Here is a 25,669-nt window from a genome sequence, read left to right on the forward strand (position 1 = left end):
GGCGCCGGTGTTGCGGCCCCTCCACACGAATAGGTATCCCGGGCGTCAGGGTCAGCCACCGCCCGGGACGTCCAATCAGCCTTCCTGGGCCATGGACTTCTTGAACTGCGGCAGGTGCTTTTGCTGCGCTTCCAGCATCCGCTCGCGGTAAACGCCGTAGATGATGTCGGTGTCGTGCAGCGTCACGCCAGGGATGGTCGGCGATGCGAACACCGGCAGCTCGATGCCGCGATCCGCCAGCTTCTGCGCGCTCTCGGCCAGCAACTCGTGCATCATCATCATCGCCAGCACGGTCGACGAACCCGCCACCGGGCGGGTCCACCCCTTGATGTCGACGATCGCGTCTTCCACCGGCGAGCCCGTGTCGATGACGATGTCGGCAGCGTGCGGCAGGCGCTTGCCCGAGCTGTGGCTGGCAGCCTTGCCGGCATTGGACTTGGCCGTGATGGCGATCACCGTCAGCCCGCGCTCCTTGGCGTATAGCGCCGTGTCGATGCCCGAAGCGTTCGACCCCGAATGGCCGAAGATCACGATGGTGTCGCCGGCGTTCAGCGGCTGATGGTCGAGGAACTTCTCGGCATATTTCTCGGTGCGCTCGAGCCAGAGCAGCTCACGCACGCCGCCGGCGCCGAGGATGTTGTGCCACATGACGCGCGGGTCGGTCAGCGGGTTGAAGCCGACATACGAGCCGTAGCGCGGGTAGGTCTCCTGCACCGGCAGCACCGAATGGCCCGAACCGTACAGGTGCACCAGGCCCTTGTTGGCGAGGGTTTCCGCAACCGCGGACGAGGCCTTGTCGAAGGCGTCGGCATTCGCTTCGGCCGCCGCCTCGGCGATCTTCACGAGCTTGCTGATATACAGGGTGGACATAGGTTTGCCTTTCAAAACAAAGCGTTACACATAAAGGGTGGAGCGGATCTCGTAGCGGTCCGCGCGCATGGTGGAGAGGGCGTATTCGAACGGCCCCCTCGAATCGTAGGCGATACGCTCGACCTCGAAGGCCGGCGTGCCCGCCGCCAGCTGGATCATCTCGGCATCGATCTCGGCCACCCGGCCGACCCGATAGACCTCCTTGGCCTTCACCGGAATGATGCCGCAGTGCTCCTTCAGCCAGCCGTAGAGCGACTGTACATTCGCCGCATCTTCGAACAGCCCGGGCACCCGCGCCTCGGGCAGGTGGCTGGTCTGGATGCCGATAGGCATGCCGTTGCCGAGCCGTAGCCGCCGCAATTGCACCACGGGGTCGCCAAGCGCGATCTCCAGCGCATCGGCCATCTCCTCGTCGGCCGGCACCCGGTGCGCCTCCAGCAGCTTGGTCCCCGCCGCCAGCGCCAGCGTCTTCATCTCATCGGTGAAGCTGGTGAGCCCGCGCACGCCGGCGACCACCGTCGCCGAGCGCACGAACGTGCCGCGCCCATGCTCGCGCCGCAGCAGCCCCGCTTCCTCGAGGTTGCGCAGCGCGTGCCTGAGCGTAATCCGCGAAATGCCCAGCATCTCGCCCAGCCGGTCCTCGTTGGGGATCTGCGACCCCGAAGTCCATTCGCCCCGCTCGATCAGCTCGCGCAGCGCCATCTCGGCCTGGTGCCACAGGGGCTCCGGCCGCCGCCGGTCCGGCTTCATCAGACCTGTCGGTTCAACCATGCCCATTCCTCCAGTTCGCCCCGTAAGCGCCCGCGAACGCGGCGCCCACCAGGCCGGCCTTTGGCCCGAATTGCCCGGGTCTCAAATCGATGTCTCTGAGATGCGGCGGCAACTGCCTGCGCAGCGCCGGCAAGATTAGCGGCTTCAGCACATCCACCGATGCCGCAACGCCTCCCGCGAGGATGATCGCCTGCGGCGCCAGCAGCGCCACCGCCCCGGCCAGCGCTGTACCCAGCGCCGTCATCGCCGGCATCAGCGCCGCAATCGCCGCCGCGTCGCGCCCCCGCGCGGCCCGCACCAGCGCCGCCCCATCGGGCAGCCCGATCGACTGCGCCGCGACATCCAGCGCCCGCCCCGAAGCCTGCCGCTCCAGCCAGCCATTCTTGTCCTCGCCGGGGTCGGTCACATCCGCCACCGCCCAGCCGAACGAAAGCGCTGCCCCGCCATTGCCGGCAACGATCCGCCCACCCGCCAGCACTGACGACCCAATTCCCGTGCCGATGGCGAGAAGGATCGCATCCGTGAGCCCCACCGCCGCCCCGGCCGAAGCCTCGGCCAGCAGCGCCAACTGCGCATCGTTCCCGAGCCCGATCGAAACCTCCGGCAATTCTGCAGCAAGGTCCAGCCCATCGAGATAGCCGAGGTTCGGCACCCACCGGCACACCGTCCCCTGCGCCAGCCCCGGTATCCCCAGCCCCAGCCGCGTCGCCCCATGCGCCGCCAGTTGCGACCGCAACAGCTCCATGAACGCCGCCAGCGTCTGCGGCGCCGCCCATTCACCCACCGGCTGCACTGCCGCCGGATCGGCCACATCCGCAATCCCGGCGCGGAACCGCGTCCCTCCGAGATCGATGGCGAGGATCGTGCTCATCCCTTCACCCCCGAACTCACCACCGAGTCGACGAAGAACCGCTGCAGGATCACGAACAGCAGCACCGGCGGCAGCACGGCCAGCGTCGCGCCCGCCATCACCAGCCCGGTATTCATCGCGCCGCGGTTGTAGCTGAGCAGTCGCGAGAGCGAGATGACGATCGGATACTGGTCTGCGCTCCCCTGCAGCACCGTCAGCGGCCACAGGTAGCTGTTCCAGTGGTAGACGAACGCGAACAGCACCAGCGCCGCGATCGCCGGCATCACCGCCGGCGCGACGATCTGGAACAGCACCCGCAATTCCGACGCCCCATCCACCCGCGCCGCCTCGATCAGCTCATCCGGCACGCCCTTGATGAACTGCCGCATCAGGAAAATCCCGAACGCATTGGCGAGATTGGGCACGATCACCCCGGCAAGGCTCGCATTCAGCCCCAGATAGCCGGTGATCCGGTACAGCGGGATCAGCGTCACGATCGGCGGCAGGAACATCGTCGCGATCAGCAGCGCAAACAGCCATTCCTTGTAACGGAACTCGTACTTGGCGAACGCATACCCGGCCATCAGGCTGGTGACGATGATCGCCACCGTCGTCACCACCGCGATGACAGCCGAATTGAAGAACGACCGCCCCAGGCTCACCACTTCCGCCACCTGCGCATAGGCATCGAGGTTCGGCGCCCCCGGCAGCCACACTGGCGGCACCTGCATCGTCTCCTGCGGCGTCTTGAGGCTGGTGAGCACCATCCAGGCCAGCGGGAACGCCGCGATCACCGCCACCACGATGATCACCAGCACCAGCAATGCGCTGGCCGGTCTCAGCTTGTAGCGCGGCCGTTCGAGGGCGCGGCGGTCGGCAACTGCGGTGCTCATTGCGGCGCTCATGCGGCCTTCGCCTCCCGCGATCGGGCAAACGCGAACAGCAGCGCGATCGCCACCACCAGCGCCAGCATCAGCGTCACCGCCATGGCCGAGCCGAGCCCGCCCTGCGCCCTCTCGATGCCGACGCGGCGGATATGATAGGTCAGCACGTTCGTGGCATTCACCGGCCCACCCTGGGTGATCAGCGCCACCGGCTCGAACACCTGCACGGCGTTGATGATGGCGACCACCGCCGAAAACAGCAGCGTGTTGCCGAGTAGGGGCAGGGTGATCGCAAAGAACCGCTGGATCGGGTTGGCCCCATCGATCTTCGCCGCCTCGTAGAGCGAGTCCGGGATCTGCGTCAGCCCGGCGACGGCCAGCACGGTGAAATACCCCACCTGCTGCCACACGTTCAAAATCACGATCGAGAACAGCGCCGTCTGCGGCGCGCTCAGCCAAGTCTGCGGCCCAATGCCGACCCAGCCGAGGATCTGGTTCAGCGGCCCCTCGGTCGGCGAGTAGAGTTTCGAGAACACCAGCGCCACCGCGATCATCGGCACCATGTAGGTGGAAAACAGCACGGTCCTCAAAAACACCCCGCCCGGCGCGATCTTCTGGTGCACCAGCAGCCCCAGCATCACCGACAGCGGCAGGATGATCGCCACCGACGCCACCGTGTAGAGCGCCGTATCCACCAGCGCCGCCTTGAAGTCGCGGCCCACCGAGTTGTTGGCGAAGATATCGATGAAGTTCTGCACCCCGACAAACGTCGCCGTCTCGAACCCCGTCTGCGTCGACCACTCCTGAAAACTCAGCCAGATCGTCAGCAGCATCGGAATGATGATGAAGACCGCCAGCAGCCCCGTCGCGGGCGCGAGCATGAAGACCGCTGATCGGTGCTGGTTGTTGGTCGCGGGCATACTTCTTCCCATCCACCGGCGTCACCCCGGCGAAGGCCGGGGCCCATCCTGAGGTCTTTCCACGTCCGCTGCGGTTGTGAAATCTCAGGCTGGATCACGGCCTGCGCCGGGATGACACCGTGGGTTGTTTCTGGTTCGGCGCAGGCATCCGCACCGTCGGCTCTTTCGTCTCCCTTCCCCTGTTCGAGGGGGAGGGGACAGGGGTGGGGGGGCAGCCCGCTCCAGCTATAGAGCGGGCCGCTCCTTACTTCGCGTTACGCTCGAGAATCTCCGTCGCATCAGCCTGCGCCGTCGCCTGTGCATCAGCCGCCGACAGCTGCCCGAACTGCACCGCCTCCAGCGTCTTCTGCAGCGATTCCGAGAATTCCTGCCCGCCCAGCACCACCGGGAACCCCTTGGCGTTGGCCAGCGTCTCGGTATAGCCCTTGAGGAACGCATCCCCAGCGAGCTTCTCGGCAAACGCCGCCCCATCCGAAGTCCGCGACGGCAAAATCCCCATCGACATCAGGATATCGCCCATCGCCGACGCGCCGTTCGGACCCGACTCCGGCCCGTTGAGCCAGTTGAGGAAGTCCCACGCCGCCGCCTGCTCCTCGGCCGAGGCCTTGGCGTTCACCACCGTCATCCACGAATACGAGATCGACCGCGGCACATCACCCGACGGCCCCACCGGGATCGGCGCCGTGGCGACATCGGCGAACGCATCGCCCATGCCCGCCTTCAGCGCCGATTCCCACCAGTTCGCCATGATGATCATGCCGGTCTTGCCGGAAACGAAACTGTCGAGGAACGGCCCCGTGGTGTTGGCGTCGGCCGTCGCCATCGCCGGGTCGGAATAGCCCGATTTGATCAGCTTCTCGTAGAGCTCGAAGGTCTGCTTGGCCGCCTCGCTGTCGAGCACCGGCTTGCCGTCGACCACGAGGTCCCCGCCATTCGAAACCAAGAGCGACGAGAACGGGTGCAGCACGCCCGCCGCCCACGAGTTGATGAGCCCGAAGCCCTGCTGGCCCTTCGCCTTGTCGGTCAGCTTCTCGGCCGCCGCGAGGAATTCGTCCCAGGTCTTGGGCGCCTCGGCGATCCCGGCTTCGGCGAACAGCTTCTTGTTGTAGTTGAGCGCATAGACGTCGATCTCGTTCGGAATGCCATACAGCACGCCGCCGATCGAAGCCGCGCCGATCACCCCCGCCGGCCAGTTGGCCTTGGTGTCCGCCGCAATCGCATCGGGAACCGCCGCCACCAGTTGGTCTTTGGCGAGGTCGGGCAGCCAAGCATCATAAATGCCGGCAATCGTCGCCCCGCCGGCGCCGCCGCCCGAAGTGCGCAGCGTCGTCAGCAGGTCGCCGAACGGCACGGCGCGGACGGTGATCTTGGTGTCGGGGTGCGCCTCAGTATAGGTCGCGGCCGCCGCCTCCAGCTTGGCCACCGTGTCCGGCGCCCAGTGGGTGAGGAACGACACATCCGCGGCCGAAACCAGGGCGGTGCTTGAAAGCAGGATGGCAACGGTGCCCGCGGCACGCGTCAAAGCCTGGAACAGCTGCATATTCGAATTCTCCCTGTACGCGCCAGGCATGCCTCCGCCCGGCTGACGTCATAGAGTTATGACGTTATAACGACATTGGTCAAGAGGGGCTCATAGCCGCGATGAACGCTACGCATCGTTGTTCATCAGCGCCGCCCGGGAGAGTGCCGAACTCCGTGATCTACCGCCACCGCGTCCGGAAACGGTGCGCTCTTTTCTCATTTGCACACGCGTCATGAAGTGAGGCGCGATCTCGCCGAGGAGCTCGATGCGGCACCTCCCCCTCTGACGGGGGAGGATGGGTGGTGAGCGGAGCCACAATCACGAGGCCAGGCAAGGCGTTGCGAGAATCTTGCGCCGATCTATCCCCCCACTCCCCACCCATGCGATTCTGTGCCCATCCGCTGCACCGAAGCGAGATCATGACGAGTGGTTGGTGCGGTGGAGACCGGGTGGGCTGCGGGTCGCTGCAGTTCAGGCGGAAACCATCACGGCAAGGACCGGTTCGCCGGTCAAGCCGCTACAACGCGAGGGTCGCTCGATGCGGAGTGGCCCAAGGGGCGAAGCCTGGCACGCATGAGCCGGGCGGGAGCAACGAAGGCGGTGCTGGCACTCCGGCCGCCGACCGMGTTTCCCATCGTTCTCGCGATGCGGCAGGGGATGCGCCCCGGCACTGGTGGCATAGGCCCAAAACCCCGGCCGGCCGGCGAGGCGTGAGCCTCWTTCATCTGCGGACTACCGCTACGGGGCAAACGCCTCGCCGGTCCCGCTTCGACTTCCTCGAAAGGGGAAGGATCTTTGAAAACTCCGAAGCCCGCAGGGCTATCGGACCTGTTCGCTCGCCTGGAGCCATCCCCATCCACGGCGTCACCCCGGCGAAGGCCGGGGCCCATCCTGAGATGCCTCGGTTCCACCACCACGAGCCGAACCACCTCAGGATGGGTCCCGGCCTGCGCCGGGATGACATCGAGTGTGTGGATGCGTCACGACCCATAGGCCGTTGGCACTCAATTTGAGGAAAGAGAGGCTGGCTGGGGAACCTGGACCCTACCCACAGAACTATAGGTATAGCAAAATCAATACGTTAGCAAGATAGACGTCGGGTATCGTGGACCAAACTGGATCACCTGTTTGGGCCGTAGGCGACGTCAACGAAGGTCGGGACTTGACTGCAAGCTGACAACCAACAACCTGCCGTCCGGGGGCCAACTGCATCTGGCCTGTGGAGGGTATTCCCATGTTCGGCTGGGAGGCAGGGTTCGACAGCAATCTGCTGCTCGGCATATTCCGAAAGATGCGGACGGTTGGCGCTGACGGTCGGTGCGGTTTCGTCGGGTCTGACTACAAGTTCTGGAAGCCCGTCCTCTATTCGTCGATACGGGCATCAGCGGAGGTTGGGCTACTTAAGCGGCGGTGCATCGACAAGGCCCTCAGTGATGCAACGCTTGACCTGAGTGACCCCACAGAATTCCTCGGCAGATGCACCTCGGCGTTTCAGACGCTGAAACAAAACAACACCCAGACATTCGTCGTGCTCTGCGACGTTACCTATGACGGCCCCGACCTTCTGCGCGAGGTTAAGGACGGTGAATGCACCATCCTCTGGAACCCTAGTTCCTCGTCTCGTTTCATGAAACGAGCCCTCAGCGAGCGGTCGAAATTCGCCGCTGCACTGAAACGGGACAACATCCCATCAGACGTGCCCGGTCTGACTAACATCTTGGTAAAAGTTGCGGCGGCCAATCAATTCGATGCTCACACGTTAGCCATAGACGCCGTGGACCGACTGCGCGGCGTCTTGAATCTCATGGTGAATTCTGGGCGAGGCCTCAACCTATTTCAGTTCCACCACATCTCGCACGCCATCAATAGGTTCCGGCTGGGACCATACCGCACAGTCCACAATCCCGATGGAACCAGCGCAGGCGAAACCTTTTGGTATGAGCCCAGGTGGGAGCATAAGCACAAGAGCGCCAAGTTCGCCGAAGATGCCAAGGCGGTTCGCCAGAACATTCTGCACTGGCGCAGGCTGGCCACCCGCAATCCCCTCTCGGAATTTATCGGGGATGGTTTGCTGCGATATTGTCGAGCACTGGATCAGCACGACACGGATGCCGTGCTCGTGGGGCTGTGGGGCACCATAGAATATCTAACTGCTACCCAGACGGAGAAATACGATGTTACTGTTTCTCGCGTCTCAAAGCTCTTCAAAGACACCCCAGAGACGCGGCAGATCGCACAACACATTCGACTTCGCCGTAACTCCACCATTCATGCAGGAAAGTCGCCCGACAATGACGAGGCGGACGCAGTGCTTTTGCATGCGGACGCCCTCGCGGCTCAGCTGCTCTTCTTCTACATCACTAACCGACCTGGCTTCAAAGATCGTGACGAACTCATTCGCTTTCTCGACCTAAACCTCAATGAGAAGACACTGATACGAGACCGCAAACTCATCGATCGCTTTATCAGGTATCGCAACCGGAAGACGCCCTCGGGCAAATAGGACTGCCGTTCAACGGTTGCCGGCGCTCGCATGGTGAGCAGACCCCAGCTAACTAGGGAGGACGCAGTGGACGAAATCGAGATCGAGAACGAATTCCTGCTGCAGCTCGGCAAGACGCTGGCCAAATGGCAGTGGGTTGAGCAGTCCGCCTACAACCTATATTTCTTTATGATGAAGGGGGCCGACCCTCAGATCATATCTGTAAATTGGCACCACATACAAAGTTTTGATACAAAGATATCTTTGCTGGACGGCTGTGCATTCTTCGCTGTCCGGGATCAGTTCCAAGATGACTGGAAGAGCGTCCACAAACTACTGGTAAAGGCCGCCAAGGCACGGAATCAGATTGTTCATTCGGTGTTTGGCATGAGGCATGAAGGCGGCGTTGTGACCGCGCAGCTCGGTATGAGCCATCAGGATGCAACGGCGCTGACACGTAACCGGGTTCACAAGAACGAGTTGCGACCAGAGTTCATCTTTGACCTCGATCGACTGAGAAAGCACCAGCGAGAGTTTGAGGTGCTGTCTCAAAAGATACTTTGGTTTCGAGGACTAGCGTTCGGGATCACCGCAGAGGAGCAATCCGGCGCGCGGTAAAATAATACCGCACAGGGATTCACATTTTGTTCTGATAGGCGTATATCCATGTGGTATTCGGATACCACATGGATCGCATGCCCTTCCTCGACCGCATCGCCGACATCTTAGCGCCCACCGTCACGAAGGCGGACCCCGAACCTATAGGCCTCACCGACCCGCTGGCGACCTTCCTGTTCGGCGCTGTGCCGACTCTCTCCAACGTATCAGTCACGCCCAAGTCCGCTATGACCGTGCCTGCCGTGGCTTCAGCTGTCGAGCTGATCGCGGAGGCCGTAGGCACGCTCCCGGTGAAGCTGTTCGTGCGCAGCGCAGAGGGCAGGGACGCCGACCCGGCGCACACTGCCTTTCGCCTTGCGCACGATGAAGCCAACGACTGGACCAGCGCCGCTGAACTGCGCACCCAGCTCACGCACGACGCCCTGCTGAACGACAAGGGCGGCTTTGCTCTGGCCAACCGCGTCGATGACCGGGTGATCGAGTTCATCCGCCTCGACCCCACCACGGTCACGCCGAAGCTCGATGAGACCACCGGCGAGCCCTTCTACGTGGTGCGGCAGGCTAAGCGGAACGTCCGCTATCATTACCGCGACGTGCTGCACATCGACGCCTTCGCCGGCACAGCGCCCATCACCCGCGCCCGCAACGCCATCGCCCTCGCCATGTCGTTGGAGCAGCATGCAGCCAAGCTGTTCGCCAACGGCGCACGGCCTAGCGGCCTCCTCTCAACCGATCAGCAGCTCGGCGACACCGCACTCAAGAATGTGCTCGCCATGTGGACCGCTACCCACGGCGGCAGCGACAACGCCGGGAAACCCGCCATCCTGCCTAACGGCATGCAGTGGACGCCGCTGTCTCTCAACAGCGTAGACGCGCAGTTCGAGCAGATGCGCCGGTTCCAGACCGAAGAAATCGGCCGCGCCTTCCGGGTGCCGCCCACGATGCTTTTCGACCTCACGCGCGGCACCTGGTCGAACACCGAGGAAATGGGGCACCAGTTCCTCACCTACACCTTGCGCCCTTGGCTCGATGCCTGGGAGTGGGCTTACGCCCGCGTCCTGCTCACCGCTGAGGAACGCGCCGAGCGTTATTTCGAGTTCGTCACCGACGACCTGCTCACCGTAAGCTTTGCCCAGCGGGCTGCGTCCTATGGGCAGTATCGCAGTATGGGCGTGATGACTGCCAACGAAGTGCGCGCCGGCCTGAACCTGCCGCCGCTCCCCGGTGGCGATACGTTGAGCAACCCCTACACCACCACCAGCGCGCCGCCGGCCGCTGAGAACGACAACACCCCCGACATCGAGGAAGAAGCCGCCTGATGCACAAAGCATTTTTCGGCGACCGTGAGCGCGACTTCGCACTCACGCCGCACCTGATTCCTGAACTTGAACGCCTCGCCGGCCGCGGCATCGCCGCCGTTGTCGATGATATGGTGCTGAACCGCCGCGCGTGGTTCGCCGAGATCACCGCCGTGATCCGGCTCGCCCTGATCGGCGCCGGTGCGCCCCCGCAGGAAGCTGACACGCTGGTGAAGACCTACGTGCCGATCCGGCCGCTCGCCGAGGCGCACCTGCTCGCGATGAATGTTCTGCTCGACCTTTGGAGCGGGCCGGCTGCTGATGTGCTTGACGACCTCGATGAGGCCGCTGCTACCGGCGACCTGTCGGCCGCCATCAATGCGGATGCCGCGGGATGGATCGGATCGAGATCAAGGCCGAAGTCGCAATTGACGACGCCGGCACCGTCACCGGCCTCGCATGGCCGTTCGGCGCTGCCGATAGCGTGGGCGACGTGATCGAGAAGGGCGCATTCGCCCTGCCGTCCGCGCTGCCCATCGTCATGGAACATGACCAGTCGCAGGTTGTCGGCGTGTGGGAAAGCTACGCCGAGACCGACGCCGGCCTCGAAGTGAAGGGCCGCCTCTTTGTCGAGGGCATCGGCCCGGCCCGTGAGGCTCGCCAGCTCTTGCAGAACAGGCGCGTCACTGGCCTCTCGATTGGCTTCAAGGGCGGTGCCTTCGATCCGCTGCCGACCGGCGGCCGGAAGTTCAGCGCGCTCACCATCACCGAAATCTCCCTCTGCCGCCGTCCGGTTCATCCCGGCGCGCGGATCACCTCTGTCAAAGCCATCAATGAAGGAACCCCGATGGAACCCGAGACTACCGACGACAATGCTGCCCTCGAATTGAAGGCCGCCAACGACAACATCGCCAAGCTCACCGCTCGGCTCGACAAGGTTGAGGCGAAGGCCAACCGCCCGCTGGTCGCGGCCAACGACAACCATCCGGCCGCCGCCAACGACAACGAGCGGAAGGCCTTCGCCGACTTTGTGCGCTCCGGCGACACCGGCGAGGTGAAATCCCTCGGCTACGGCTCGCCCTCGACCGGCGGCATCCTCGCACCGGAGCAGGTTGCGACCTCGATCCTCGAAAAGGTCGCCGAGTTCTCGCCGGTGCGTGGCCTCGCCCAGACCATCAGCATGTCCGGCCCGCTGCTTCAGCTCCCGCGCCTTGTCGATGAAGTCGAGCCGGTGCCGGTTGCCGAGACTGCCGCCCGCACCGAGGATGAGCCGACTTTCGAGCAGATCGACCTCAAGCCTTTCGAGATGGCAATCATCGTGCCTGTCACGCGCATCCTGCTTGAGGACGCGCAGATCGACCTCACCGGCTACCTGAGCAACCACGTCGCACGCCGCTTCGGCCAGAAGGAAGCGACTTGGTTCGTGAACGGCAACGGCACGACCCAGGCAGAAGGCGTCCTGACTTCCACGGCTGTCGCCGAGCGCGAAGTCGAGGCCGTCACCGCCGACGACCTGATCGACCTCTTTTACGCGATCAAGACTGCCTATTCGTCCAACGGCGCCTGGCTGATGAACCGCCAGACGATGGCCACGGTGCGCAAGCTCAAGGACACCGACGGCTCCTACCTCTGGGAGCGCGGCATTGTCGGCAGTCAGCCGGCGCAGCTCCTGGGCCGCCCGGTCTATGAGGCCGTCGACATGCCGAACATCGCGGCCGGCTCCACCCCGATCGTCTTTGGTGATTTCGCAAACGGTTATGCCATCGCAGACCGGACCGGTTTCGAAATCATCCGCGACGACCTCACTGGCGCCGGCAACGGTATCGTCAAGCTTCACGCTCGCCGTCGCGTTGGCGGCCGCGTGATCATGGGCGAGGCCCTGACCAAGCTCTCGATCGCGGCCTAAGCAATGCTGCTCGGCGCGGACGCAATCTCGATCGAGTTGGTGGGCGAGGCTTACGAGCTTCGCCCCACGCTCCGCGCCGGCATGCGCCTTGCGCGGCGGCACGGCCTTGGCGGGCTGCTTGCCGCCGTGCGCGACTTCAACACCACCATCATCACCGACCTGCTGCGCGAGTGCGGCATCAAGGCTTCGGCGCTATTTGCCGAGATCGCGACCGCAGGCCTCGCCATTGTGCGCGCCCGCCTCACCGGTCCGCTGGCGAGCTTTGTCCTGGCAGTCGCCGGCATCGATCCTGACGAAGATCAGACGCCGGCCGTCGCCACCAGCAAGCAGCTCACGCCCGGCGAATACCACGCCCGGCTTTTTGAGATCGCGACTGGCTGGCTCGGCTGGGCGCCCGAGGAAGCATGGACTGCAACCCCTACCGAAATTCTTGCCGCCAAGGCCGGCCGGACGGACCTGATCACGGACGTGCTCAAAGCCGTGTTCGGCTCGACCGACGAAACACCCGACACCGCGACGATCTACACCCCCGAACGGCTCGCCGAGATCGAGGATCTGGGACACGACCCTGCCTTCGATCGCAACGGCCTCGCCGCCCTCAAGCAGAAGATCGCGAGCTGATGCCCATCGCACCGCCGCGCCTCTGTAGCTGCCTTCGTATCGTGCCTGCCGGCAAGCGCTGCACCTGTCAGCGTGCGGGTGATCGCGCCCGCAAGGCCCGCCATGATCGCCGCCGGCCGACCGCTCGGCAGCGCGGCTACAACCACGAATGGCAGAAGGCCCGCGCGGCCTACCTCACCGCGCACCCTCACTGCATCCGGTGCTTCAAGCCGGCCACCGTCGTTGACCACATCAAGCCGCACCGTGGCGACGACACCCTGTTCTGGGACCGCACCAACTGGCAGCCGCTCTGCGCCACCTGCCACAACCGCCATAAGCAGCGTGAGGAAAGCGAAGCAGCATAAAAGGCGAAGGGTGCCCGACCTGACGGTCAAAGGCACCCTTCTAATCTCCCGGTAGGACTCGAACCTACAACCCCCAGCTTGGAAGGCCGGCGCTCTATCCAGTTGAGCTACGAAAGCACGACAAGTGAAGTGGTTGTCCACCCCGCACCTTTCAATGGGGGTGAATAGCTTGGCGCAGGAAAATTCTATCACGCTGGACGACATCACCCAGCCGGTCGTCGAATGGGCGCTCGATTATGGCATTTACCCGAGCGTGATCCTCGACCGGCTGGCACGCGGCTGGCCCGTCGAGCGCGCCATCACCACCCCCATGGTGACCGTGCCGCGCCAGCGCCTCAACAGCGAGCACATGCCGGGTTTGCCGAAGCTCGGGCACCGCAGTGCTGCCGCAAAGCATCGCAGACCGGGGGTAGTAGCCGATTTCCCTAAGCGCTCACGGACCGGCGGGGGACCCACAACGCAAGATTTCACCGAAATAGAGTTTTCACATTGACCGCACTCGCCGACCTCAAGGCCCAGCTCAACATCACCGACGACGCAGACGACGCGCTGCTTGAGCGCAAGATCGCTGCTGCCGAGGCAACCGTCACCGGCGACATCGGCGCTGAGACGCCTGTCGCCTATGGCACCGCACCGGCAGACATTGGCGAGGCCATTCTGATGCTCGCCGCCCACCTCTACGAGAACCGGGAGGCCGTGCTTGTCGGTGTCGGCGCCGAGGCGCTGCCGCTCGGCTACGAGCACCTTATCCAGTCGCATCGCCGGTGGGTGTTCTGATGGGTTATTCGCCGCAGTTGACGAAGGTTCTGGCACGGATCGAGGGCATTCCTAGCGCCATCCGCGATGATCTGAAGCCCAGCTTGGCGCAGTCGGCTGCGGAACTGGCCGGCCTCATGGCGCACCTCGCCGAGCCGTCGCGCGACACCGGCGACATGATCGAGAGCATCACCGTGACTCCGCCCGGTGGAACGACGCCCGCGTATAGTCAGCCCGGCGGCAGCCGCACCGCGAACGACCTCGAAAGCATCGTCACGGTGGGCAACAGCGACGTGCGCTACCCGCACCTTGTCGAATACGGGACCGTCGAAGCGGCCGCGCAGCCGTTCTTCTGGCCCGCCGTGCGCAGCTTGCAGAAGCGCATCAACGGCCGGACCAATCGCGCCATCCGCAAGGCAGTGACCAGGTGGTGGTCGCAGTGACCGAACCCAGCCTTGCCTTGCAGACCGCCATCCGCTCCCGGCTGGTGAACACCCCGGCAGTGGTCGCGCTGGTCGAGCCCGCGCACATCATCGAAGGCCCGGCGCGCCCTAGCCACTTCCCCAGCGTCATCTTCGGCGGTGGTGAGACATCGCTCGCCGGCCGCGCCGGAACTTGGCGGCACGTCTGGGTCTACCTCGACCTTCACATCTGGACGCTTGAGGGCGGCACCGAGGGTGCCCGTGCCATCGCTAACGAGATCGACCGGGCGCTTGTCGCGCCGCTCGACGTGCCCGGCTTCCTGCTTATCGACGGCAACCTCAGCGTCACCGGCGCCCGCTTCCTGCGCGATCCTGACGAGCAGCACGGACACGGCATTGTGTCGGTTGCCGCTTTCCTTGGGGAGACCTTCTGATGCGCGCCGGCAAGCTCGACCGCACTCTGACCTTTCAACGCCTCACCCGCACCGTGAGCCCGGCGGGCACGGTCGCCGAAGCCTGGGCGGAATTTGCCACCGTGCGCGCCGAGCTGCTGAGCAGCGCCATCGCCGAGGCCGCTACCGCGTTCGGTGAGGCCGATAACTCGGCGCTGGTGTTCCGCATCCGGTATCGTGCCGACCTCACCACAGAGGACCGGGTAATCTATGCAGGCCGCGCCCTCGACCTTGCCGGCATCCTGGAGCTGGGCCGCCGTCGCGCCCTCGAGCTTCGTTGCGAGGTCGTATCGTGAGGGGAAGGAAGCCTGCCAGCATCGTGAGCGGTAGCAGCCCGGTTACGTCTGTGCCGCGCCCGCCGACCTATCTGCCGAAGGACGCCAAGGCCGAATGGCGCAAGGTCGCGCCCATCCTTGTTGTCGAGCGGCAGACGCTCACCGAGGCCGATCTTGCGACCCTCGAAAACTACTGTCTCGCCGTTGGCACCATGCGCGAGGCGCAGCGTCTCTTGAGTGCTGAAGGGCTGGTGACGGCTGCCGGCAAGCGGCACCCCGCCTTCGGCATTATGAACGCCGCACAGACCACCCAGCGCCTTTGTGCCGCCGAGCTGGGGCTTACGCCTGTCAGCCGGTCGCGGCCGGCGGTGCGCGAAACTGCCGATGGCGATGACAACCCGTTCGGCATCTAGGACTTACCCGCACTGGATATATGACGGCTCGCCCATCGAGGACACTCGCGGGGACGGCGAGCGCGCCGTCGAGTTCCTGCGCTGGCTCAAGCACCCCAAGAGCAAGCTGCCCAGCAAGGGCTTTCAGCTCGACCCGTGGCTTGAGCGCGTGGTGCGCCGCATCTACGGCCCGCGCCACCCGGACGGCTCCCGCATCGTCAAGACCGTTGTGCTGCTGCTCCCGCGCGGTAACCGCAAGACCAGCACGGCCGCCGCGCTCGCCCTTCTGCATACTGTCGGACCTGAGCGCGTGCCGCACGGCGAGGCAATCTTTGCCGCCGCCGACCGCAAGCAGGCCAGCATCGCCTTCAAGGAAGCACTCGGCATCGCGCAGTCGCACCGCGTCATCAAGGGCGCGGTGAAGGTCTATGACGCCCACAACAGCGCGAAGAAGATCGTCTACTCAAGAGAGCGCGTCACCCTCGAAGTCATTTCTGGCGATGCCGGCACTCAGCACGGCCGCACCCCTAACTTCGTTCTCGCCGACGAGCTGCACATCTGGCCGAACCGCTACCTGTGGGAAGCACTGGTGACGGGCTTGGAGAAATCGGACAATCGCCTGCTGGTTGTCGCCACCACGGCCGGCCGTGGGCAAGAGAACGTCGCCTGGGAGGTGATCGAGGACGCCCGAAAGATCGCGCGCGGCGACGTTGTTGACCCTTCGATCCTGCCGATCCTGTTCGAGGCCGACCGCGATGCTGACTGGCGAGACGAAGCCGTGTGGCACGCGACGAACCCGGGCCTCGCACACGGTTATCCTAGCCTTGACGGCTTTCGGGATGCCTTCGCCCGTGCCGAGCGCAGTATGGGCGAGCGGCAGAGCTTCAAGCAGCTCAAGCTCAACATCTGGCTCGACCAGAGCACCGACCCCTTCGTTGACATGGAAGTCTACGATCGGGGTGATGGCGAGGTAGACCCCGGGGACGACGCGCCCTGCTGGATTGGCGTGGACATGAGCACCACGACTGACCTCACCGCCGTGGTCGCCGCCTTCTGCGACGACGATGGCATCGTGTCGGTGCTTCCCCACTTCTTCCTTCCTGGCGACAACCTGCGCGATCATGCCGACCGCGATGGCGTGCCCTATCCCGAGTGGGCTGAGCAGGGCTTGCTCACTGCCACCCCCGGCAACGTGATCGACTACACCGCCGTCACCGACTACCTGCGCGAGCTCTGTGCGCGCTTTGACGTGCGCGAGCTGAACTTCGATCCCGCTTACGCGCAGCCGGTGATGGCTCCACTGCTCGCCGAGGGCTTGCCGGTTCAGACCATTCGGCAGGGCTGGGTTACGCAGTCGCCAGCTCTCAACGAGCTTGAGCGCGTGATCCTCGGCGGCAACTTCCGGCACGGCGGGCACCCGCTGCTGCGCTGGTGCTTCGCCAACGTCGCCATCTACACCGACAGCGCCGGCAACCGGACCATGCACAAGGGCAAGAGCACCGGCCGCATCGATGGTGCTGTCGCCACCTGGATGGCCGTCTCGCGCGCCGCCGCCAACGACAACGCTCCCACCGTTTGGGACGACCCCGATTTCATCAAGAACCTCTACGCATAGGAGATCCTGCGCTTGCCGACCAATGACCAGATCCTCGCCGTCTCGATCGAGGCCCGCATCAACAAGCTTGAGCGCGAAATGCGCAAGGCCAGCGCCATCGTCGGCAAGAACTTTGACGGCATGGAGAAGCGCAGCAAGGACGCCGCCGGCCAGATCGAAAACCACTTCGCCGGCATGGGGAAGCGCATGGGCACGATCGGCAAGAGCATGGCGGCCGGCTTCGTGGGTGGGCTTGTTGCTGGTGGCATTGCAGGCGTTGCCGAGCGCGTCGGCGACATCGCCAAGGGCATCGCTGAGATCGGTGACGAAGCGAAGCGGGCCGGCCTTGGCATCGAGGCCTTTCAGGAGCTGAAATACGTCGCCGAGCAGAACCGGGTCGGCGTTGACGCCCTCACCGACGGCATCAAGGAAATGAACCTGCGTGCCGACGAGTTCATCGTCACCGGCGGCGGATCGGCGGCAGAGGCTTTTCAGCGGCTCGGCTACGGCGCCGAGACGCTGAAGCAGAAGCTCGCCGATCCCAGCGCGCTGTTCACCGAGATCATCGGCAAGCTCGGCCAGCTCGACCGCGCTGCCCAGATTCGCATCGCCGATGAAATCTTCGGTGGCACTGGCGGCGAGCGCTTCGTTCAGCTTATCGAGCAGGGCGAGGCTGCGCTGAACCGGACGAAGCAGGAAGCGCGCGACCTGGGGCTGGTTCTGGACGAAGACCTCATTGCACGTGCCGACGACCTCGACCGCAAGTTCAACGCCGTCGCGAACACGGTGGGCACGGCGCTCAAGTCGGCGATCGTTGACGCGGCATCGGCGCTCGCCAGCTTCATCGAGCAGTTTCAGGCCTTCGAGCAGCAGAGCACCAACGGCCTCAACCAGCGGCTGAAGGAGATCGGGCTCAAGAAGCTCGACCTCGACAACTCCATCGTAACGGCACAGTCCAAGCTTGATCGCGGTGACGACCTGTTCGGCATCAATCGGGGTGCCCTTGAGAGCCAGATCACGACCAGTAAGGAGCAGATCACCGCGCTGGTGGATCAGGAGCGGGAAATCCTCTCCATCCTCGAAAGCCGCCAGCCCGTCGCCGCGCCGACCAAGGAACCCATTCAGATCACCGTGACCGGCGGCACCCCCGCGCCGGTTGCGCCCACGGCCGCGCGTGATGGCGGTGGCGGCAGCGCCAGCGCCATGCGCGAGCAGCGTGACGCGGCGCGCGAAGTGATCGCCGCCCTTGAGGATGAACTGCGCGCGCTCGGCATGTCCGAAGTCGAGCAGCGCGTGAACGCCGAGCTTCGCCGTGCCGGTGCCGGTGCGACCGATGCGCAGAAGTCCTCGATCCGTGAGCTGGTGGCGGCGATCGATGCCGAAGGGCAGGCCATGCAGCAGATGGAGTCGGCGATGGACAACGCCAAAGGCATGGCGAAGGACTTCCTTGGCGGCCTGATCGGCGACCTGCGCAATGGTGTAGATGCCGCCACAGCCCTCTCCAACGCCTTCGGCCGGCTCGCCGACAAGCTGCTCGACATGGCGCTCAAACCTGATTGAGAACATCTTCGGCGGCCTGATGGGCGCTGGTGGTGGTGGGCTGCTCGGCGGCCTGTTCGGCTTCAAGGATGGCGGTGCCGTCGAGGCCGCAACTGGTGGGCTGATCCGGGGGCCGGGCACGGCGACCAGTGACTCCATCCCGGCACGGCTCAGCGATGGCGAGTTCATCGTCAACGCCGCTGCCACGCGCCGGAACCTCGACCTGTTGCACGCCATCAATCGCGGCGAGATCGCCGCCTTCGCCGCCGGTGGCCTTGCTGGTGATCGGCCGGTGCCCGCCGCCAACGACAATCGGCGCGCGGCGAACGACAACGCGCCGAGCGTGACCATCAACGCGCCAGTGACGGTGAACGCGAGCGGGGGCACGCCCGAGCAGAACGCCGACCTCGCAAAGCAGATGGCGCGTCAGATGGAAAGGTCGCTGCGCGGCTTAGTGACAGACGAACTGCTCAAGCAGACCCGGCAGGGGAACATCCTGAACAGCCGGAGTAGGTGACGGCATAGCCCGCCAGAGGCCCGCAGATGACTCAGGATCGGCAAGACGCCTTCGGGTGGCGTCATCCCACCCGAAACAAGGTCAGGCCTGCCGGTGAGTCTCTAAAGCGAACTAACGGCGCAGCGGTTTCTAACTTCGCGCCGGAAGGGTCTACCGCTTGCCGAGCTGGTGAACTTCCCATCTTCCGGCAGGTCGGTTTCAATGGCCGCGAGCCGGAGGCGAGCGGAAAGGGCGCGCAGCGCCCGCGCAGGCGAGGCGCGAAGCGCCGAGTAGTCGTCCTTTCATGTGCGTCATCATTTTCGCCGTCCTTATTTAGAGCTTCTAGTTTCTTGTTTTTGATAAATAACGAACGAAAATGATGACGCTGGCGCTCCGGCGAAAATGATGACGGGCTAGGTGGAGCTTGACTCATTAGTAGTTTACTAGTAGACAACTAATGTCTAGCCAAGGAACCCGTATGTCGAACATGTTGAACCTCCCCGCCGAGCGCGTCGAGCAGCTTCGCGCTATTGCCGCCGCCCGCCGCCTCCCCACCGTCACGGCCGCCATCGGCTATCTGATCCGCAAGGAGATCGCGGCAGGAACCATCCCCGCCGACCTTCCCGGCATCTCGATCAAGAAGAATGCCAAGGGTGTCGCCATTGGCTTCGATGACCGCACGCCCACCATCTACGCCAAGGCCGATGCGGCGAAGCTCGCCCGGACCATTCGCGATGTTGCGCTTGGGGAGGCCGCTGGCCTTGCCGACATTACGGGCAATTGGATCGTGGTGGGCAGGGGGACCGGAGTGAAGGTTCACGTGCCTGCCGGGTCCGACGCTCGCACGTTCTCCCGCGACCTGGCGCTTGACCTCGCCGATCTGATCGAGACCGCCGCCGAATAAAGAAGAGCCCCGGCGCTGTGAACACCGAGGCCTTACTCTCTTTCGCCTGAACTAGGAAATCAGACTATGAGTTTCGTAGCATAATGCCGAACGATCGTCAACGTTTGCCGAACAATCCCCCTGCGGAGGATGAAGAACTCGCGACCGATCCCGCCCCCGCTGTGCCCGCGTATTTCGCGATCATGCGTGAGGCGCGGGAGAAGGTGGCGACCGATGAGGCCCATAACGCCAAGCGCCTTCACACACACAATAAGCGGCCGTTCCGTGAGGTTGGCGCCGCGATAGATGAATACCGCGCCGGTGAGGGTAAGGAAGCTTACAACGCCGGCCGGCGCGCTGAATATGCAGCTAAGATCGAGGACGAGCAGCACCGGCCGGTGCGCAGCTATAAGCCGAACCCGACGCCCGAGGATCGGGCAGCGCAGCTTCGCGCTGCCAGCAAGCGCTCCCGTGCTAAGAAGAAGGCTGAGAGCGAGGCGCGTATAGCGGCAGAGGCCGCCGAGGAAAAAGCAAAGATCGCGGCGCGCGCGATGTTCTGATGCGGGTCACTCGTCGGCCGCCCATTCGAAATAGGTCTGGTCGTTGATGACGATCATCATGTCGGAGATCGAACTCACCGGCATCTTGCCATCCTCGGTAGCGAACTTGCAGTTTGCAACGCCCCGGATCGGGGTGCCGAAGGCGTTGTCCGCGTCATACTTGATGAATGCTTCGTGCACCGCAGGAGACGGCGCTAGGCCGTCGACTGCCGCATTGGAGGAAGCCGGGTAGTATTTGGCCTGGAAGGCGACGTATTCGTCCGCCGACATCGGCTGTGGTCGGGCGACCTCAACCACCTCCACGCGGTTGTAGGTCGCTGGCGAGCGTAGGCGCAGCTTCACGCCGTCTTCGCAGGCCTTGATCAGCGGTGAGTCAAAAGCAGAACAGCCGGCGAGCGCTGGCAGCAATACGCATGCGAGGCCAAAATTCAGTTTCATCGATATCCCCAAAGAGCTCGTTCGCACCCGTTTGCTGCGAGCCAAAAGTAAGTAAGCACCTACTTACTTTTATTTTTCAATGGGTTAGTTGACGGCGATTCGCGCGATGTGGGATTCTCAACAGGCAAATCACCCGTGAGGAACCATGATGACCGACCACTACGTGCCCGTCGATACCTACCGCGCCCTGATCGAGGCCCTAGCAGCGGTGAAGGTCGACCCTGCCACCGGCCAGATCGAGCCGAGCTGCTTCGTTGAGGCCCTTGGAGAGATCGGCGGCATCTGGCCGGCCTCTGTGCTCGATGATCCCGAGCGGACACGCAATGAGGTGAGGAGATAGACCAACCCGCACTGGCGCTAAGGTCGGACTCGTGTAGCATGAGCTTAACAAAGCGTTCTCTCTTTGTTCGTAAGGTGAGAACGGATCTAGGGGATCGCCGTGAACGTCCATGTCACTGACACCATCGCCAGCTTGAGATCGACGGTCGGCAAAACCAAGTTCAGCACTATCCTCGCAGACCCGCCCTGGCGCTTCATCAACCGCACCGGAAAGGTCGCGCCCGAGCATCGGCGGTTGGCCCGATACGGCACGATGGCAACCGACGAAATCTGTGACCTGCCCGTGGCGGAAACCGCCGCCAGCACGGCGCACCTTTACATGTGGGTGCCCAACGCTTTGCTGCCGGACGGGCTCAAGGTAATGGAAGCGTGGGGCTTCACCTACAAGGCCAACATCGTGTGGCACAAGATCCGCAAGGACGGCGGCTCCGATGGGCGCGGGGTAGGGTTCTACTTCCGCAACGTGACCGAGCTTCTGCTGTTCGGCGTCCGTGGTAAGAACGCTCGCACCGAGGCTCCCGGCCGCAGTCAGGTCAACTACATGTCGTCTCGGAAGCGCGAGCACTCGCGTAAGCCGGACGAGCAATACGACCTGATCGAGTCCTGTTCGAAGGGGCCATACTTGGAGCTGTTCGCCCGTGGCACACGGCCGGGCTGGACCTACTGGGGCAATCAGGCCTCAGACGACTACGAGCCGACCTGGGCGACTTACTCCTATAACTCTGCGGCGACTTCTTCCGGTTCGGAGTAGTCGAACGAGATCACAGTCTCTGGAATCCCTATGAGGACCAGGGGGCACGGATTACCCACGCCACGCTGGACGCGAGTCATGAGTTTGCGCCAGTGAGTAGTGGCCTCGCCGAACTTGTCCGAGGCAAACCAGTCGACCCAGGCCTGCCGGAAGTCACCGGTCCGCGCTGCTCGTGTCTCGATGTTCTGCTTCTGCCGGCGCGTGGGGAAGTAACGATACTCCTCAAGTGCCTCGAACCCTTCAAGCTCTTTGCCGTCTGCGAACTGCCGCAGCAGTTGCCGGATCCCGGCTTGAAGGCGATCTCCGCGCGTTATCAGCCCGCCCACTGAGATCGCCCCTTCGGCGTGTAAGCGCTTGAAGTTCTCAAGGTCACGATCAAAGAACGGGTCCTTGTTATTCCACTCGATCTCCATCGCGAACGTCCAGCTGTTGAACGTCTTCACGTGGTCGATCTCGTGAGAGGTTGAGGCGAGAACCTTCGGCTCGTCGTCCTCGTCGAGCTTCATCGATTTCTCGATCGTGATGTTGCGCTTCCGCCATCCGTCCTCGTGAAGTTCGCGGCGCAGCCGCTGCGTCACCAGCGCCTCGCCGCCGCCGCCGCCGCCTGCCACCAACTCCACAACAGGGATGCTGAGCCCGAGGAGGGTGTTCTCAAGATCGGTGGCGGCCGTGCCCATGTCCTGGCTGAGGATGGCCTCGGCGTGATGGAGCATCATAACGTCGTAGCCGCGCTCACGAAGACGATCAAACATGGTTTGTCCGCGAATCCCCCACGTCAACCATTGGGGGCGGGACGCCCGAAAGCAAGTCGAACGGCGTCTCGAATTACTCTTTGATGTCGGCGATCGGGGATTCCAAGTCTCCCCCACAACGCTCGTTCAGTAAGTCGTAGACGGTGGGGTGTTCGATCTCATTGAAGCCCATCTGCACTAAAGCGGACCGTGCCCGTTCGTAGGTGGCACCCTTCGTTAGTCTGCTTCCTGGCTTGCGGGCAAACTCAAAGAGGCCTTCAGATCGCGCATGGAGTTCGGCAGCATCGAGTGCGTAGTGTCGAAGGTTCATCCCCTCGCTCGGCCGTATTTGCTCTGGCGCGGGACCAAGCGTTCCGATCGATCTCGCCAGTCGATCGTGCTGATACTGCATAAGGATCGGGATTTGCGCTATGATCGCCGCCTCGGCTGGGTCGCTTAACTCCGTCATTTCCTTAAGGCCACCAACGGCGGTTGACGGCAGTTGGGGCATATCAGGGATTCGCGAAAGGGGACGATTCCCCGCATCTGCCATCCGCCGGACTGCGGTGCCCGACTCCATGGCGTAACTGTTGAGTGCGGCAAGCGTAAACGGCAGCACGGATCTCGCCGCCTCCCTGCGACTTTGCCGCCTCTCCTTCTCATGGCGTTCGGCCTGACCGATCTGGCGGTGCAATAGCGCTGCGCCCGCTGTCGCGGCTCCGAGCGCGAGCAATCCCGTAATCAGAGTTTGATAGTCCCTAATAGAAGCAGGTCCGAGAATACTGGCGACCCCCAACACCGTCACGGCGATCATCAACCACATAAAGACAAACTCACCGCGACCGACCATGTGCCCTCCGTGGCGCCAGCTCAGGTTCTCGATATACGCGGTGGCACCGTGACCCAAAAGATAGATCACGTCTCATACTTCGCCCCTTCGATAAGTTCGACGCGCTTCGCCAACGTGCCGTGCGGCAACTGGCCGTAGTGCTGGGTCTGGTTCCCATCACCGGTCTGGTGGCCCATCAGGAAGCCGAACTCGTCGTTCATGTAGCCGGCCCGGCGCATGGCGTCTGCCCAGCCGTGCCGGAAGCTGTAGAGGGACAGGCCGCGCCCATTCTTCATGCCGAGCTTGATGAGGTAGAGGCCGAACTTCTTTTCAAAGGCCCCCGCGATCTGGCCGCGATCATTGCGCTCGGCCTCGGGGAACACCCTGCGCTCGCCAGCCGCGCGCTGAGCCTCGACGTGCTTGATAAAGCCCATCTTGATCAACTTGGAATGCACCGGCACCACGCGCGACGAACCATAGTTCTTGACGCTCTTCTCGTCGTCACCGTCTTCCGTGATGTGCATTACCCAGACCCCGTGCATCTGCCGCACGTCATCCACGAGCAACTGCGCAAGCTCGCCCGGCCGCGCGCCCGACCACATCATCAAGTGCGGCAGCCAGTAGCGGTGATCGCGGATCAGGTGATCGCCCGGCACGTGCCACTTCGTGTCGTCCTGGCAGCCGGTAAACAGCGGCGAGGCGAACAGCGTCTTGCGCTGGTCGGCGGTGAACGGCTTCGTCGTCTTCCTGCGCTTTTCGACCTTCAAATACATGTCGGTAAACGGGTTCGCGGCGATGTAGGCATGCGCGACCAACCAGTTGCAGAAGGCACCGAACCCAGCCATGTAGCGGTTGACCGTCTTGGCAGTGATGGTCGCTCTCGGTGTTTCGAGCCTGCCGTTTGCCTTGATGATCTCCTCGAAGCTCATGCCCTTGAAGATCGCTGTCTCCGTCGCCTTGACCGGGTAGGCCTGCAAGAGCGCCTTCCACTCCCGCACGGCCTTCTTCTCGACCCCCGATACGGGGAAGTCGCGGCCGACCAGCTCGACAAAGGTGCCGATGTCACGTCGCGCCTGCTGCAATGTGGCGTCGGCGATCTGCTTGGGGTTCTCCTTGGCGTAGCGCTCGAAAAGCTCGGTGATCGTCTCGCCGGCCCGGGCGATCTCTGCCGTGGCCGCAGGCCGCGTGATGACCGGATCGGCGGGCTGGCCGGCGTAGTCGCCCACGTCGCGCTCGGCGGCGCGCTGCAAGACCTCGATCTGCGCCCGCATCAGGCGGAAGCACAGCTCGCGATAGCGGGGGCCGCCGGACTCGACCATGAGCTGCTTGCGTTCGATGTAGGCGTCGGCGGCCCACTCGATCAGCACCGTCTCTCCACGACCAAGGTGATCCCGTAAGGCCCGCAACTGGTGCAGGCGCGCGTCCTTGTGACGCGGGCCGGCCGGCACGGCGCGTTCGAGATCGTCAAGCCGAAGCTCTTCGGCGTAGTGCTCCCACGTCGCGGAGGCGAAGTCGGCCTCAGTGATGTCGCGACGGCGCCGAAGATCGGCGAACTGCTGGTGCCAGTCGGCGAGCACGGGCAGCTTGCTCACGGCGGCGGTGCGCCGATCCTTCGTGTTGAGCGAGCGGATCAGCTCGCGCTTGCCCATAAGGTGCTGAAGCTCAGCCGGCACGACCTGCCGGGCATAAAACACACCGTCGCGAAGTTTGAGGTTGGAACCTGAGCGCATTCATTTCTCCTTCCCCTTCGTTATAGCTAGCCGTCGAAAAGGATGCAGAAGTGGGCCACCYTAGTGGATCACCTCAGTCCGCCGAACCCCTTGTAAACCAAGGAGTTATTGGCAAATCAACGACTTAGGAAGGATTGGCTGGGGAACCTGGATTCGAACCAAGATTGACGGAGTCAGAGTCCGCAGTTCTACCATTGAACTATTCCCCAAGCGCTAGGCCTGGATGCCGTCCGGCGTGACCGGCAGCATTCGGTGCGCCTTCTAGCGGCAATCGATCATCTGATCAACACCCCTTTTGCGCCTTTCGCAGCGTTCATCCGGCGGTCACGCGCCGTTCAACTTTGCGGCAGATTCAGGGCGTTGCGTTGGCGGGGATCATCCTCTACCCTCATCGGC

The 25,669-nt window shown here is 63.7% G+C and carries 30 protein-coding genes and 2 tRNA genes; 20 read left to right on the forward strand and 12 right to left on the reverse strand.

Annotated features, from left to right (window positions below; genetic code table 11):
* Window positions 1–75: 75 nt before the first annotated feature.
* The 6 genes from AC1DYL_RS13820 to AC1DYL_RS13845 all read right to left on the reverse strand — a co-directional run bounded on the left by AC1DYL_RS13820 (window position 76) and on the right by AC1DYL_RS13845 (window position 5,835).
* Window positions 76–870: a sugar isomerase domain-containing protein gene (locus tag AC1DYL_RS13820; RefSeq protein ID WP_477173584.1), complete on the reverse strand. Its 795-nt coding sequence runs from the start codon at window positions 868–870 to the stop codon at window positions 76–78.
* Window positions 871–894: 24 nt separating this feature from the next.
* Window positions 895–1,641 carry a GntR family transcriptional regulator gene (locus AC1DYL_RS13825; RefSeq protein ID WP_477150344.1) on the reverse strand — a complete coding sequence of 249 codons (747 nt, stop codon included), beginning with the start codon at window positions 1,639–1,641 and terminating at the stop codon, window positions 895–897.
* Window positions 1,634–2,512 carry an ROK family protein gene (locus AC1DYL_RS13830; protein WP_477173585.1) on the reverse strand — a complete coding sequence of 293 codons (879 nt, stop codon included), beginning with the start codon at window positions 2,510–2,512 and terminating at the stop codon, window positions 1,634–1,636. Before AC1DYL_RS13830 ends, AC1DYL_RS13825 begins: the two co-directional genes overlap by 8 nt.
* The gene (locus tag AC1DYL_RS13835) at window positions 2,509–3,384 is read right to left on the reverse strand and encodes a carbohydrate ABC transporter permease (RefSeq protein WP_477173586.1); all 876 of its coding nucleotides are present in this window, start codon (window positions 3,382–3,384) and stop codon (window positions 2,509–2,511) included. Before AC1DYL_RS13835 ends, AC1DYL_RS13830 begins: the two co-directional genes overlap by 4 nt.
* Before the next feature lie 8 nt (window positions 3,385–3,392).
* A complete protein-coding gene (locus AC1DYL_RS13840) occupies window positions 3,393–4,295 on the reverse strand; it encodes a carbohydrate ABC transporter permease (protein ID WP_477173587.1) in 903 nt (300 codons plus the stop codon).
* Between the two features lie 244 nt (window positions 4,296–4,539).
* Window positions 4,540–5,835: an ABC transporter substrate-binding protein gene (locus AC1DYL_RS13845; RefSeq protein ID WP_477173588.1), complete on the reverse strand. Its 1,296-nt coding sequence runs from the start codon at window positions 5,833–5,835 to the stop codon at window positions 4,540–4,542.
* A gap of 1,216 nt (window positions 5,836–7,051) precedes the next feature.
* On the opposite strand from AC1DYL_RS13845, the gene AC1DYL_RS13850 reads away from it, so the two are divergent.
* The 7 genes from AC1DYL_RS13850 to AC1DYL_RS13880 all read left to right on the forward strand — a co-directional run bounded on the left by AC1DYL_RS13850 (window position 7,052) and on the right by AC1DYL_RS13880 (window position 13,086).
* Window positions 7,052–8,320, forward strand: a complete 1,269-nt coding sequence (locus tag AC1DYL_RS13850) for a hypothetical protein (RefSeq protein ID WP_477173589.1) — start codon at window positions 7,052–7,054, stop codon at window positions 8,318–8,320.
* A 66-nt stretch (window positions 8,321–8,386) separates the two neighbouring features.
* A complete protein-coding gene (locus tag AC1DYL_RS13855; RefSeq protein WP_477173590.1) occupies window positions 8,387–8,917 on the forward strand; it encodes a hypothetical protein in 531 nt (176 codons plus the stop codon).
* Between the two features lie 68 nt (window positions 8,918–8,985).
* Complete coding sequence (locus tag AC1DYL_RS13860; protein WP_477173591.1) at window positions 8,986–10,236, forward strand: phage portal protein; 1,251 nt, start codon at window positions 8,986–8,988, stop codon at window positions 10,234–10,236.
* Entirely contained in the window at window positions 10,236–10,712 is a 477-nt protein-coding gene (locus tag AC1DYL_RS13865; protein WP_477173592.1) for a gene transfer agent family protein, read from the forward strand. Before AC1DYL_RS13860 ends, AC1DYL_RS13865 begins: the two co-directional genes overlap by 1 nt.
* The gene (locus AC1DYL_RS13870) at window positions 10,610–12,121 is read left to right on the forward strand and encodes a phage major capsid protein (protein WP_477173593.1); all 1,512 of its coding nucleotides are present in this window, start codon (window positions 10,610–10,612) and stop codon (window positions 12,119–12,121) included. Before AC1DYL_RS13865 ends, AC1DYL_RS13870 begins: the two co-directional genes overlap by 103 nt.
* Window positions 12,122–12,124: 3 nt before the next feature.
* Window positions 12,125–12,742: a hypothetical protein gene (locus AC1DYL_RS13875; RefSeq protein ID WP_477173594.1), complete on the forward strand. Its 618-nt coding sequence runs from the start codon at window positions 12,125–12,127 to the stop codon at window positions 12,740–12,742.
* Window positions 12,742–13,086 carry an HNH endonuclease signature motif containing protein gene (locus tag AC1DYL_RS13880; RefSeq protein ID WP_477173595.1) on the forward strand — a complete coding sequence of 115 codons (345 nt, stop codon included), beginning with the start codon at window positions 12,742–12,744 and terminating at the stop codon, window positions 13,084–13,086. The genes AC1DYL_RS13875 and AC1DYL_RS13880 overlap by 1 nt, the downstream gene beginning before the upstream one ends.
* Before the next feature lie 43 nt (window positions 13,087–13,129).
* Here AC1DYL_RS13880 and AC1DYL_RS13885 read toward each other — a convergent pair.
* Window positions 13,130–13,199: transfer RNA gene (locus AC1DYL_RS13885), tRNA-Gly, on the reverse strand.
* Window positions 13,200–13,255: 56 nt separating this feature from the next.
* On the opposite strand from AC1DYL_RS13885, the gene AC1DYL_RS13890 reads away from it, so the two are divergent.
* The 11 genes from AC1DYL_RS13890 to AC1DYL_RS13940 all read left to right on the forward strand — a co-directional run bounded on the left by AC1DYL_RS13890 (window position 13,256) and on the right by AC1DYL_RS13940 (window position 20,455).
* Window positions 13,256–13,579, forward strand: coding sequence for a hypothetical protein (locus tag AC1DYL_RS13890; protein WP_477173596.1), 324 nt, complete (start codon window positions 13,256–13,258; stop codon window positions 13,577–13,579).
* Window positions 13,576–13,863, forward strand: coding sequence for a head-tail connector protein (locus AC1DYL_RS13895; protein ID WP_477173597.1), 288 nt, complete (start codon window positions 13,576–13,578; stop codon window positions 13,861–13,863). The genes AC1DYL_RS13890 and AC1DYL_RS13895 overlap by 4 nt, the downstream gene beginning before the upstream one ends.
* Window positions 13,863–14,285, forward strand: a complete 423-nt coding sequence (locus AC1DYL_RS13900) for an HK97 gp10 family phage protein (RefSeq protein WP_477173598.1) — start codon at window positions 13,863–13,865, stop codon at window positions 14,283–14,285. The genes AC1DYL_RS13895 and AC1DYL_RS13900 overlap by 1 nt, the downstream gene beginning before the upstream one ends.
* On the forward strand, window positions 14,282–14,698 hold the full coding sequence (locus AC1DYL_RS13905; protein ID WP_477173599.1) for a DUF3168 domain-containing protein: 417 nt from the start codon (window positions 14,282–14,284) through the stop codon (window positions 14,696–14,698). Before AC1DYL_RS13900 ends, AC1DYL_RS13905 begins: the two co-directional genes overlap by 4 nt.
* On the forward strand, window positions 14,698–15,012 hold the full coding sequence (locus tag AC1DYL_RS13910; protein WP_477173600.1) for a phage head closure protein: 315 nt from the start codon (window positions 14,698–14,700) through the stop codon (window positions 15,010–15,012). The genes AC1DYL_RS13905 and AC1DYL_RS13910 overlap by 1 nt, the downstream gene beginning before the upstream one ends.
* 23 nt (window positions 15,013–15,035) lie before the next feature.
* Window positions 15,036–15,404: a phage terminase small subunit P27 family gene (locus tag AC1DYL_RS13915; RefSeq protein WP_477173601.1), complete on the forward strand. Its 369-nt coding sequence runs from the start codon at window positions 15,036–15,038 to the stop codon at window positions 15,402–15,404.
* Complete coding sequence (locus AC1DYL_RS13920; protein WP_477173746.1) at window positions 15,382–16,998, forward strand: terminase large subunit; 1,617 nt, start codon at window positions 15,382–15,384, stop codon at window positions 16,996–16,998. The genes AC1DYL_RS13915 and AC1DYL_RS13920 overlap by 23 nt, the downstream gene beginning before the upstream one ends.
* Window positions 16,999–17,010: 12 nt before the next feature.
* Entirely contained in the window at window positions 17,011–18,537 is a 1,527-nt protein-coding gene (locus AC1DYL_RS13925; protein WP_477173602.1) for a phage tail tape measure protein, read from the forward strand.
* A 19-nt stretch (window positions 18,538–18,556) separates the two neighbouring features.
* A complete protein-coding gene (locus tag AC1DYL_RS13930; protein ID WP_477173603.1) occupies window positions 18,557–19,033 on the forward strand; it encodes a hypothetical protein in 477 nt (158 codons plus the stop codon).
* Between the two features lie 457 nt (window positions 19,034–19,490).
* Complete coding sequence (locus AC1DYL_RS13935) at window positions 19,491–19,916, forward strand: hypothetical protein (RefSeq protein WP_477173604.1); 426 nt, start codon at window positions 19,491–19,493, stop codon at window positions 19,914–19,916.
* Between the two features lie 83 nt (window positions 19,917–19,999).
* Window positions 20,000–20,455 carry a hypothetical protein gene (locus tag AC1DYL_RS13940; RefSeq protein ID WP_477173605.1) on the forward strand — a complete coding sequence of 152 codons (456 nt, stop codon included), beginning with the start codon at window positions 20,000–20,002 and terminating at the stop codon, window positions 20,453–20,455.
* Window positions 20,456–20,461: 6 nt separating this feature from the next.
* On the opposite strand, the gene AC1DYL_RS13945 is transcribed toward AC1DYL_RS13940, so the two are convergent.
* Window positions 20,462–20,893 carry a hypothetical protein gene (locus AC1DYL_RS13945; RefSeq protein ID WP_477173606.1) on the reverse strand — a complete coding sequence of 144 codons (432 nt, stop codon included), beginning with the start codon at window positions 20,891–20,893 and terminating at the stop codon, window positions 20,462–20,464.
* 148 nt (window positions 20,894–21,041) lie between these two features.
* Here AC1DYL_RS13945 and AC1DYL_RS13950 point away from each other — a divergent pair, with 148 nt between their 5' ends.
* Both AC1DYL_RS13950 and AC1DYL_RS13955 read left to right on the forward strand, forming a co-directional pair.
* Window positions 21,042–21,233 (forward strand): hypothetical protein, encoded by a 192-nt coding sequence (locus AC1DYL_RS13950; RefSeq protein ID WP_477173607.1) that lies wholly within the window; start codon window positions 21,042–21,044, stop codon window positions 21,231–21,233.
* Between the two features lie 99 nt (window positions 21,234–21,332).
* Window positions 21,333–21,983: an MT-A70 family methyltransferase gene (locus AC1DYL_RS13955; protein ID WP_477173608.1), complete on the forward strand. Its 651-nt coding sequence runs from the start codon at window positions 21,333–21,335 to the stop codon at window positions 21,981–21,983.
* Here the strand turns inward: AC1DYL_RS13955 and AC1DYL_RS13960 are convergent.
* The 4 genes from AC1DYL_RS13960 to AC1DYL_RS13975 all read right to left on the reverse strand — a co-directional run bounded on the left by AC1DYL_RS13960 (window position 21,947) and on the right by AC1DYL_RS13975 (window position 25,482).
* On the reverse strand, window positions 21,947–22,735 hold the full coding sequence (locus AC1DYL_RS13960) for a BglII/BstYI family type II restriction endonuclease (protein ID WP_477173609.1): 789 nt from the start codon (window positions 22,733–22,735) through the stop codon (window positions 21,947–21,949). The genes AC1DYL_RS13955 and AC1DYL_RS13960 overlap by 37 nt on opposite strands.
* A gap of 73 nt (window positions 22,736–22,808) precedes the next feature.
* On the reverse strand, window positions 22,809–23,633 hold the full coding sequence (locus AC1DYL_RS13965) for a hypothetical protein (protein WP_477173610.1): 825 nt from the start codon (window positions 23,631–23,633) through the stop codon (window positions 22,809–22,811).
* The gene (locus AC1DYL_RS13970; protein WP_477173611.1) at window positions 23,630–25,273 is read right to left on the reverse strand and encodes a DUF6538 domain-containing protein; all 1,644 of its coding nucleotides are present in this window, start codon (window positions 25,271–25,273) and stop codon (window positions 23,630–23,632) included. Before AC1DYL_RS13970 ends, AC1DYL_RS13965 begins: the two co-directional genes overlap by 4 nt.
* Before the next feature lie 135 nt (window positions 25,274–25,408).
* Window positions 25,409–25,482, reverse strand: a tRNA-Gln gene (locus AC1DYL_RS13975).
* Window positions 25,483–25,669 lie beyond the last annotated feature (187 nt).

It is taken from the genome of Devosia sp. P1_H9 (assembly GCF_056405135.1).

Bases quoted from the DNA above. Each gene is read 5' to 3' on its own strand.
- AC1DYL_RS13920 (WP_477173746.1), top strand. From the start codon at position 15,382: ATGACAACCCGTTCGGCATCTAGGACTTACCCGCACTGGATATATGAC.
- AC1DYL_RS13960 (WP_477173609.1), bottom strand. From the start codon at position 22,735: ATGTTTGATCGTCTTCGTGAGCGCGGCTACGACGTTATGATGCTCCAT.
- AC1DYL_RS13910 (WP_477173600.1), top strand. From the start codon at position 14,698: ATGCGCGCCGGCAAGCTCGACCGCACTCTGACCTTTCAACGCCTCACC.
- AC1DYL_RS13935 (WP_477173604.1), top strand. From the start codon at position 19,491: ATGTCGAACATGTTGAACCTCCCCGCCGAGCGCGTCGAGCAGCTTCGC.
- AC1DYL_RS13940 (WP_477173605.1), top strand. From the start codon at position 20,000: ATGCCGAACGATCGTCAACGTTTGCCGAACAATCCCCCTGCGGAGGAT.
- AC1DYL_RS13825 (WP_477150344.1), bottom strand. From the start codon at position 1,641: ATGGTTGAACCGACAGGTCTGATGAAGCCGGACCGGCGGCGGCCGGAG.
- AC1DYL_RS13830 (WP_477173585.1), bottom strand. From the start codon at position 2,512: ATGAGCACGATCCTCGCCATCGATCTCGGAGGGACGCGGTTCCGCGCC.
- AC1DYL_RS13835 (WP_477173586.1), bottom strand. From the start codon at position 3,384: ATGAGCACCGCAGTTGCCGACCGCCGCGCCCTCGAACGGCCGCGCTAC.
- AC1DYL_RS13860 (WP_477173591.1), top strand. From the start codon at position 8,986: ATGGATCGCATGCCCTTCCTCGACCGCATCGCCGACATCTTAGCGCCC.
- AC1DYL_RS13850 (WP_477173589.1), top strand. From the start codon at position 7,052: ATGTTCGGCTGGGAGGCAGGGTTCGACAGCAATCTGCTGCTCGGCATA.
- AC1DYL_RS13970 (WP_477173611.1), bottom strand. From the start codon at position 25,273: ATGCGCTCAGGTTCCAACCTCAAACTTCGCGACGGTGTGTTTTATGCC.
- AC1DYL_RS13945 (WP_477173606.1), bottom strand. From the start codon at position 20,893: ATGAAACTGAATTTTGGCCTCGCATGCGTATTGCTGCCAGCGCTCGCC.
- AC1DYL_RS13870 (WP_477173593.1), top strand. From the start codon at position 10,610: ATGGATCGGATCGAGATCAAGGCCGAAGTCGCAATTGACGACGCCGGC.
- AC1DYL_RS13875 (WP_477173594.1), top strand. From the start codon at position 12,125: ATGCTGCTCGGCGCGGACGCAATCTCGATCGAGTTGGTGGGCGAGGCT.
- AC1DYL_RS13930 (WP_477173603.1), top strand. From the start codon at position 18,557: ATGGGCGCTGGTGGTGGTGGGCTGCTCGGCGGCCTGTTCGGCTTCAAG.
- AC1DYL_RS13820 (WP_477173584.1), bottom strand. From the start codon at position 870: ATGTCCACCCTGTATATCAGCAAGCTCGTGAAGATCGCCGAGGCGGCG.
- AC1DYL_RS13900 (WP_477173598.1), top strand. From the start codon at position 13,863: ATGGGTTATTCGCCGCAGTTGACGAAGGTTCTGGCACGGATCGAGGGC.
- AC1DYL_RS13880 (WP_477173595.1), top strand. From the start codon at position 12,742: ATGCCCATCGCACCGCCGCGCCTCTGTAGCTGCCTTCGTATCGTGCCT.
- AC1DYL_RS13950 (WP_477173607.1), top strand. From the start codon at position 21,042: ATGACCGACCACTACGTGCCCGTCGATACCTACCGCGCCCTGATCGAG.
- AC1DYL_RS13840 (WP_477173587.1), bottom strand. From the start codon at position 4,295: ATGCCCGCGACCAACAACCAGCACCGATCAGCGGTCTTCATGCTCGCG.
- AC1DYL_RS13845 (WP_477173588.1), bottom strand. From the start codon at position 5,835: ATGCAGCTGTTCCAGGCTTTGACGCGTGCCGCGGGCACCGTTGCCATC.
- AC1DYL_RS13865 (WP_477173592.1), top strand. From the start codon at position 10,236: ATGCACAAAGCATTTTTCGGCGACCGTGAGCGCGACTTCGCACTCACG.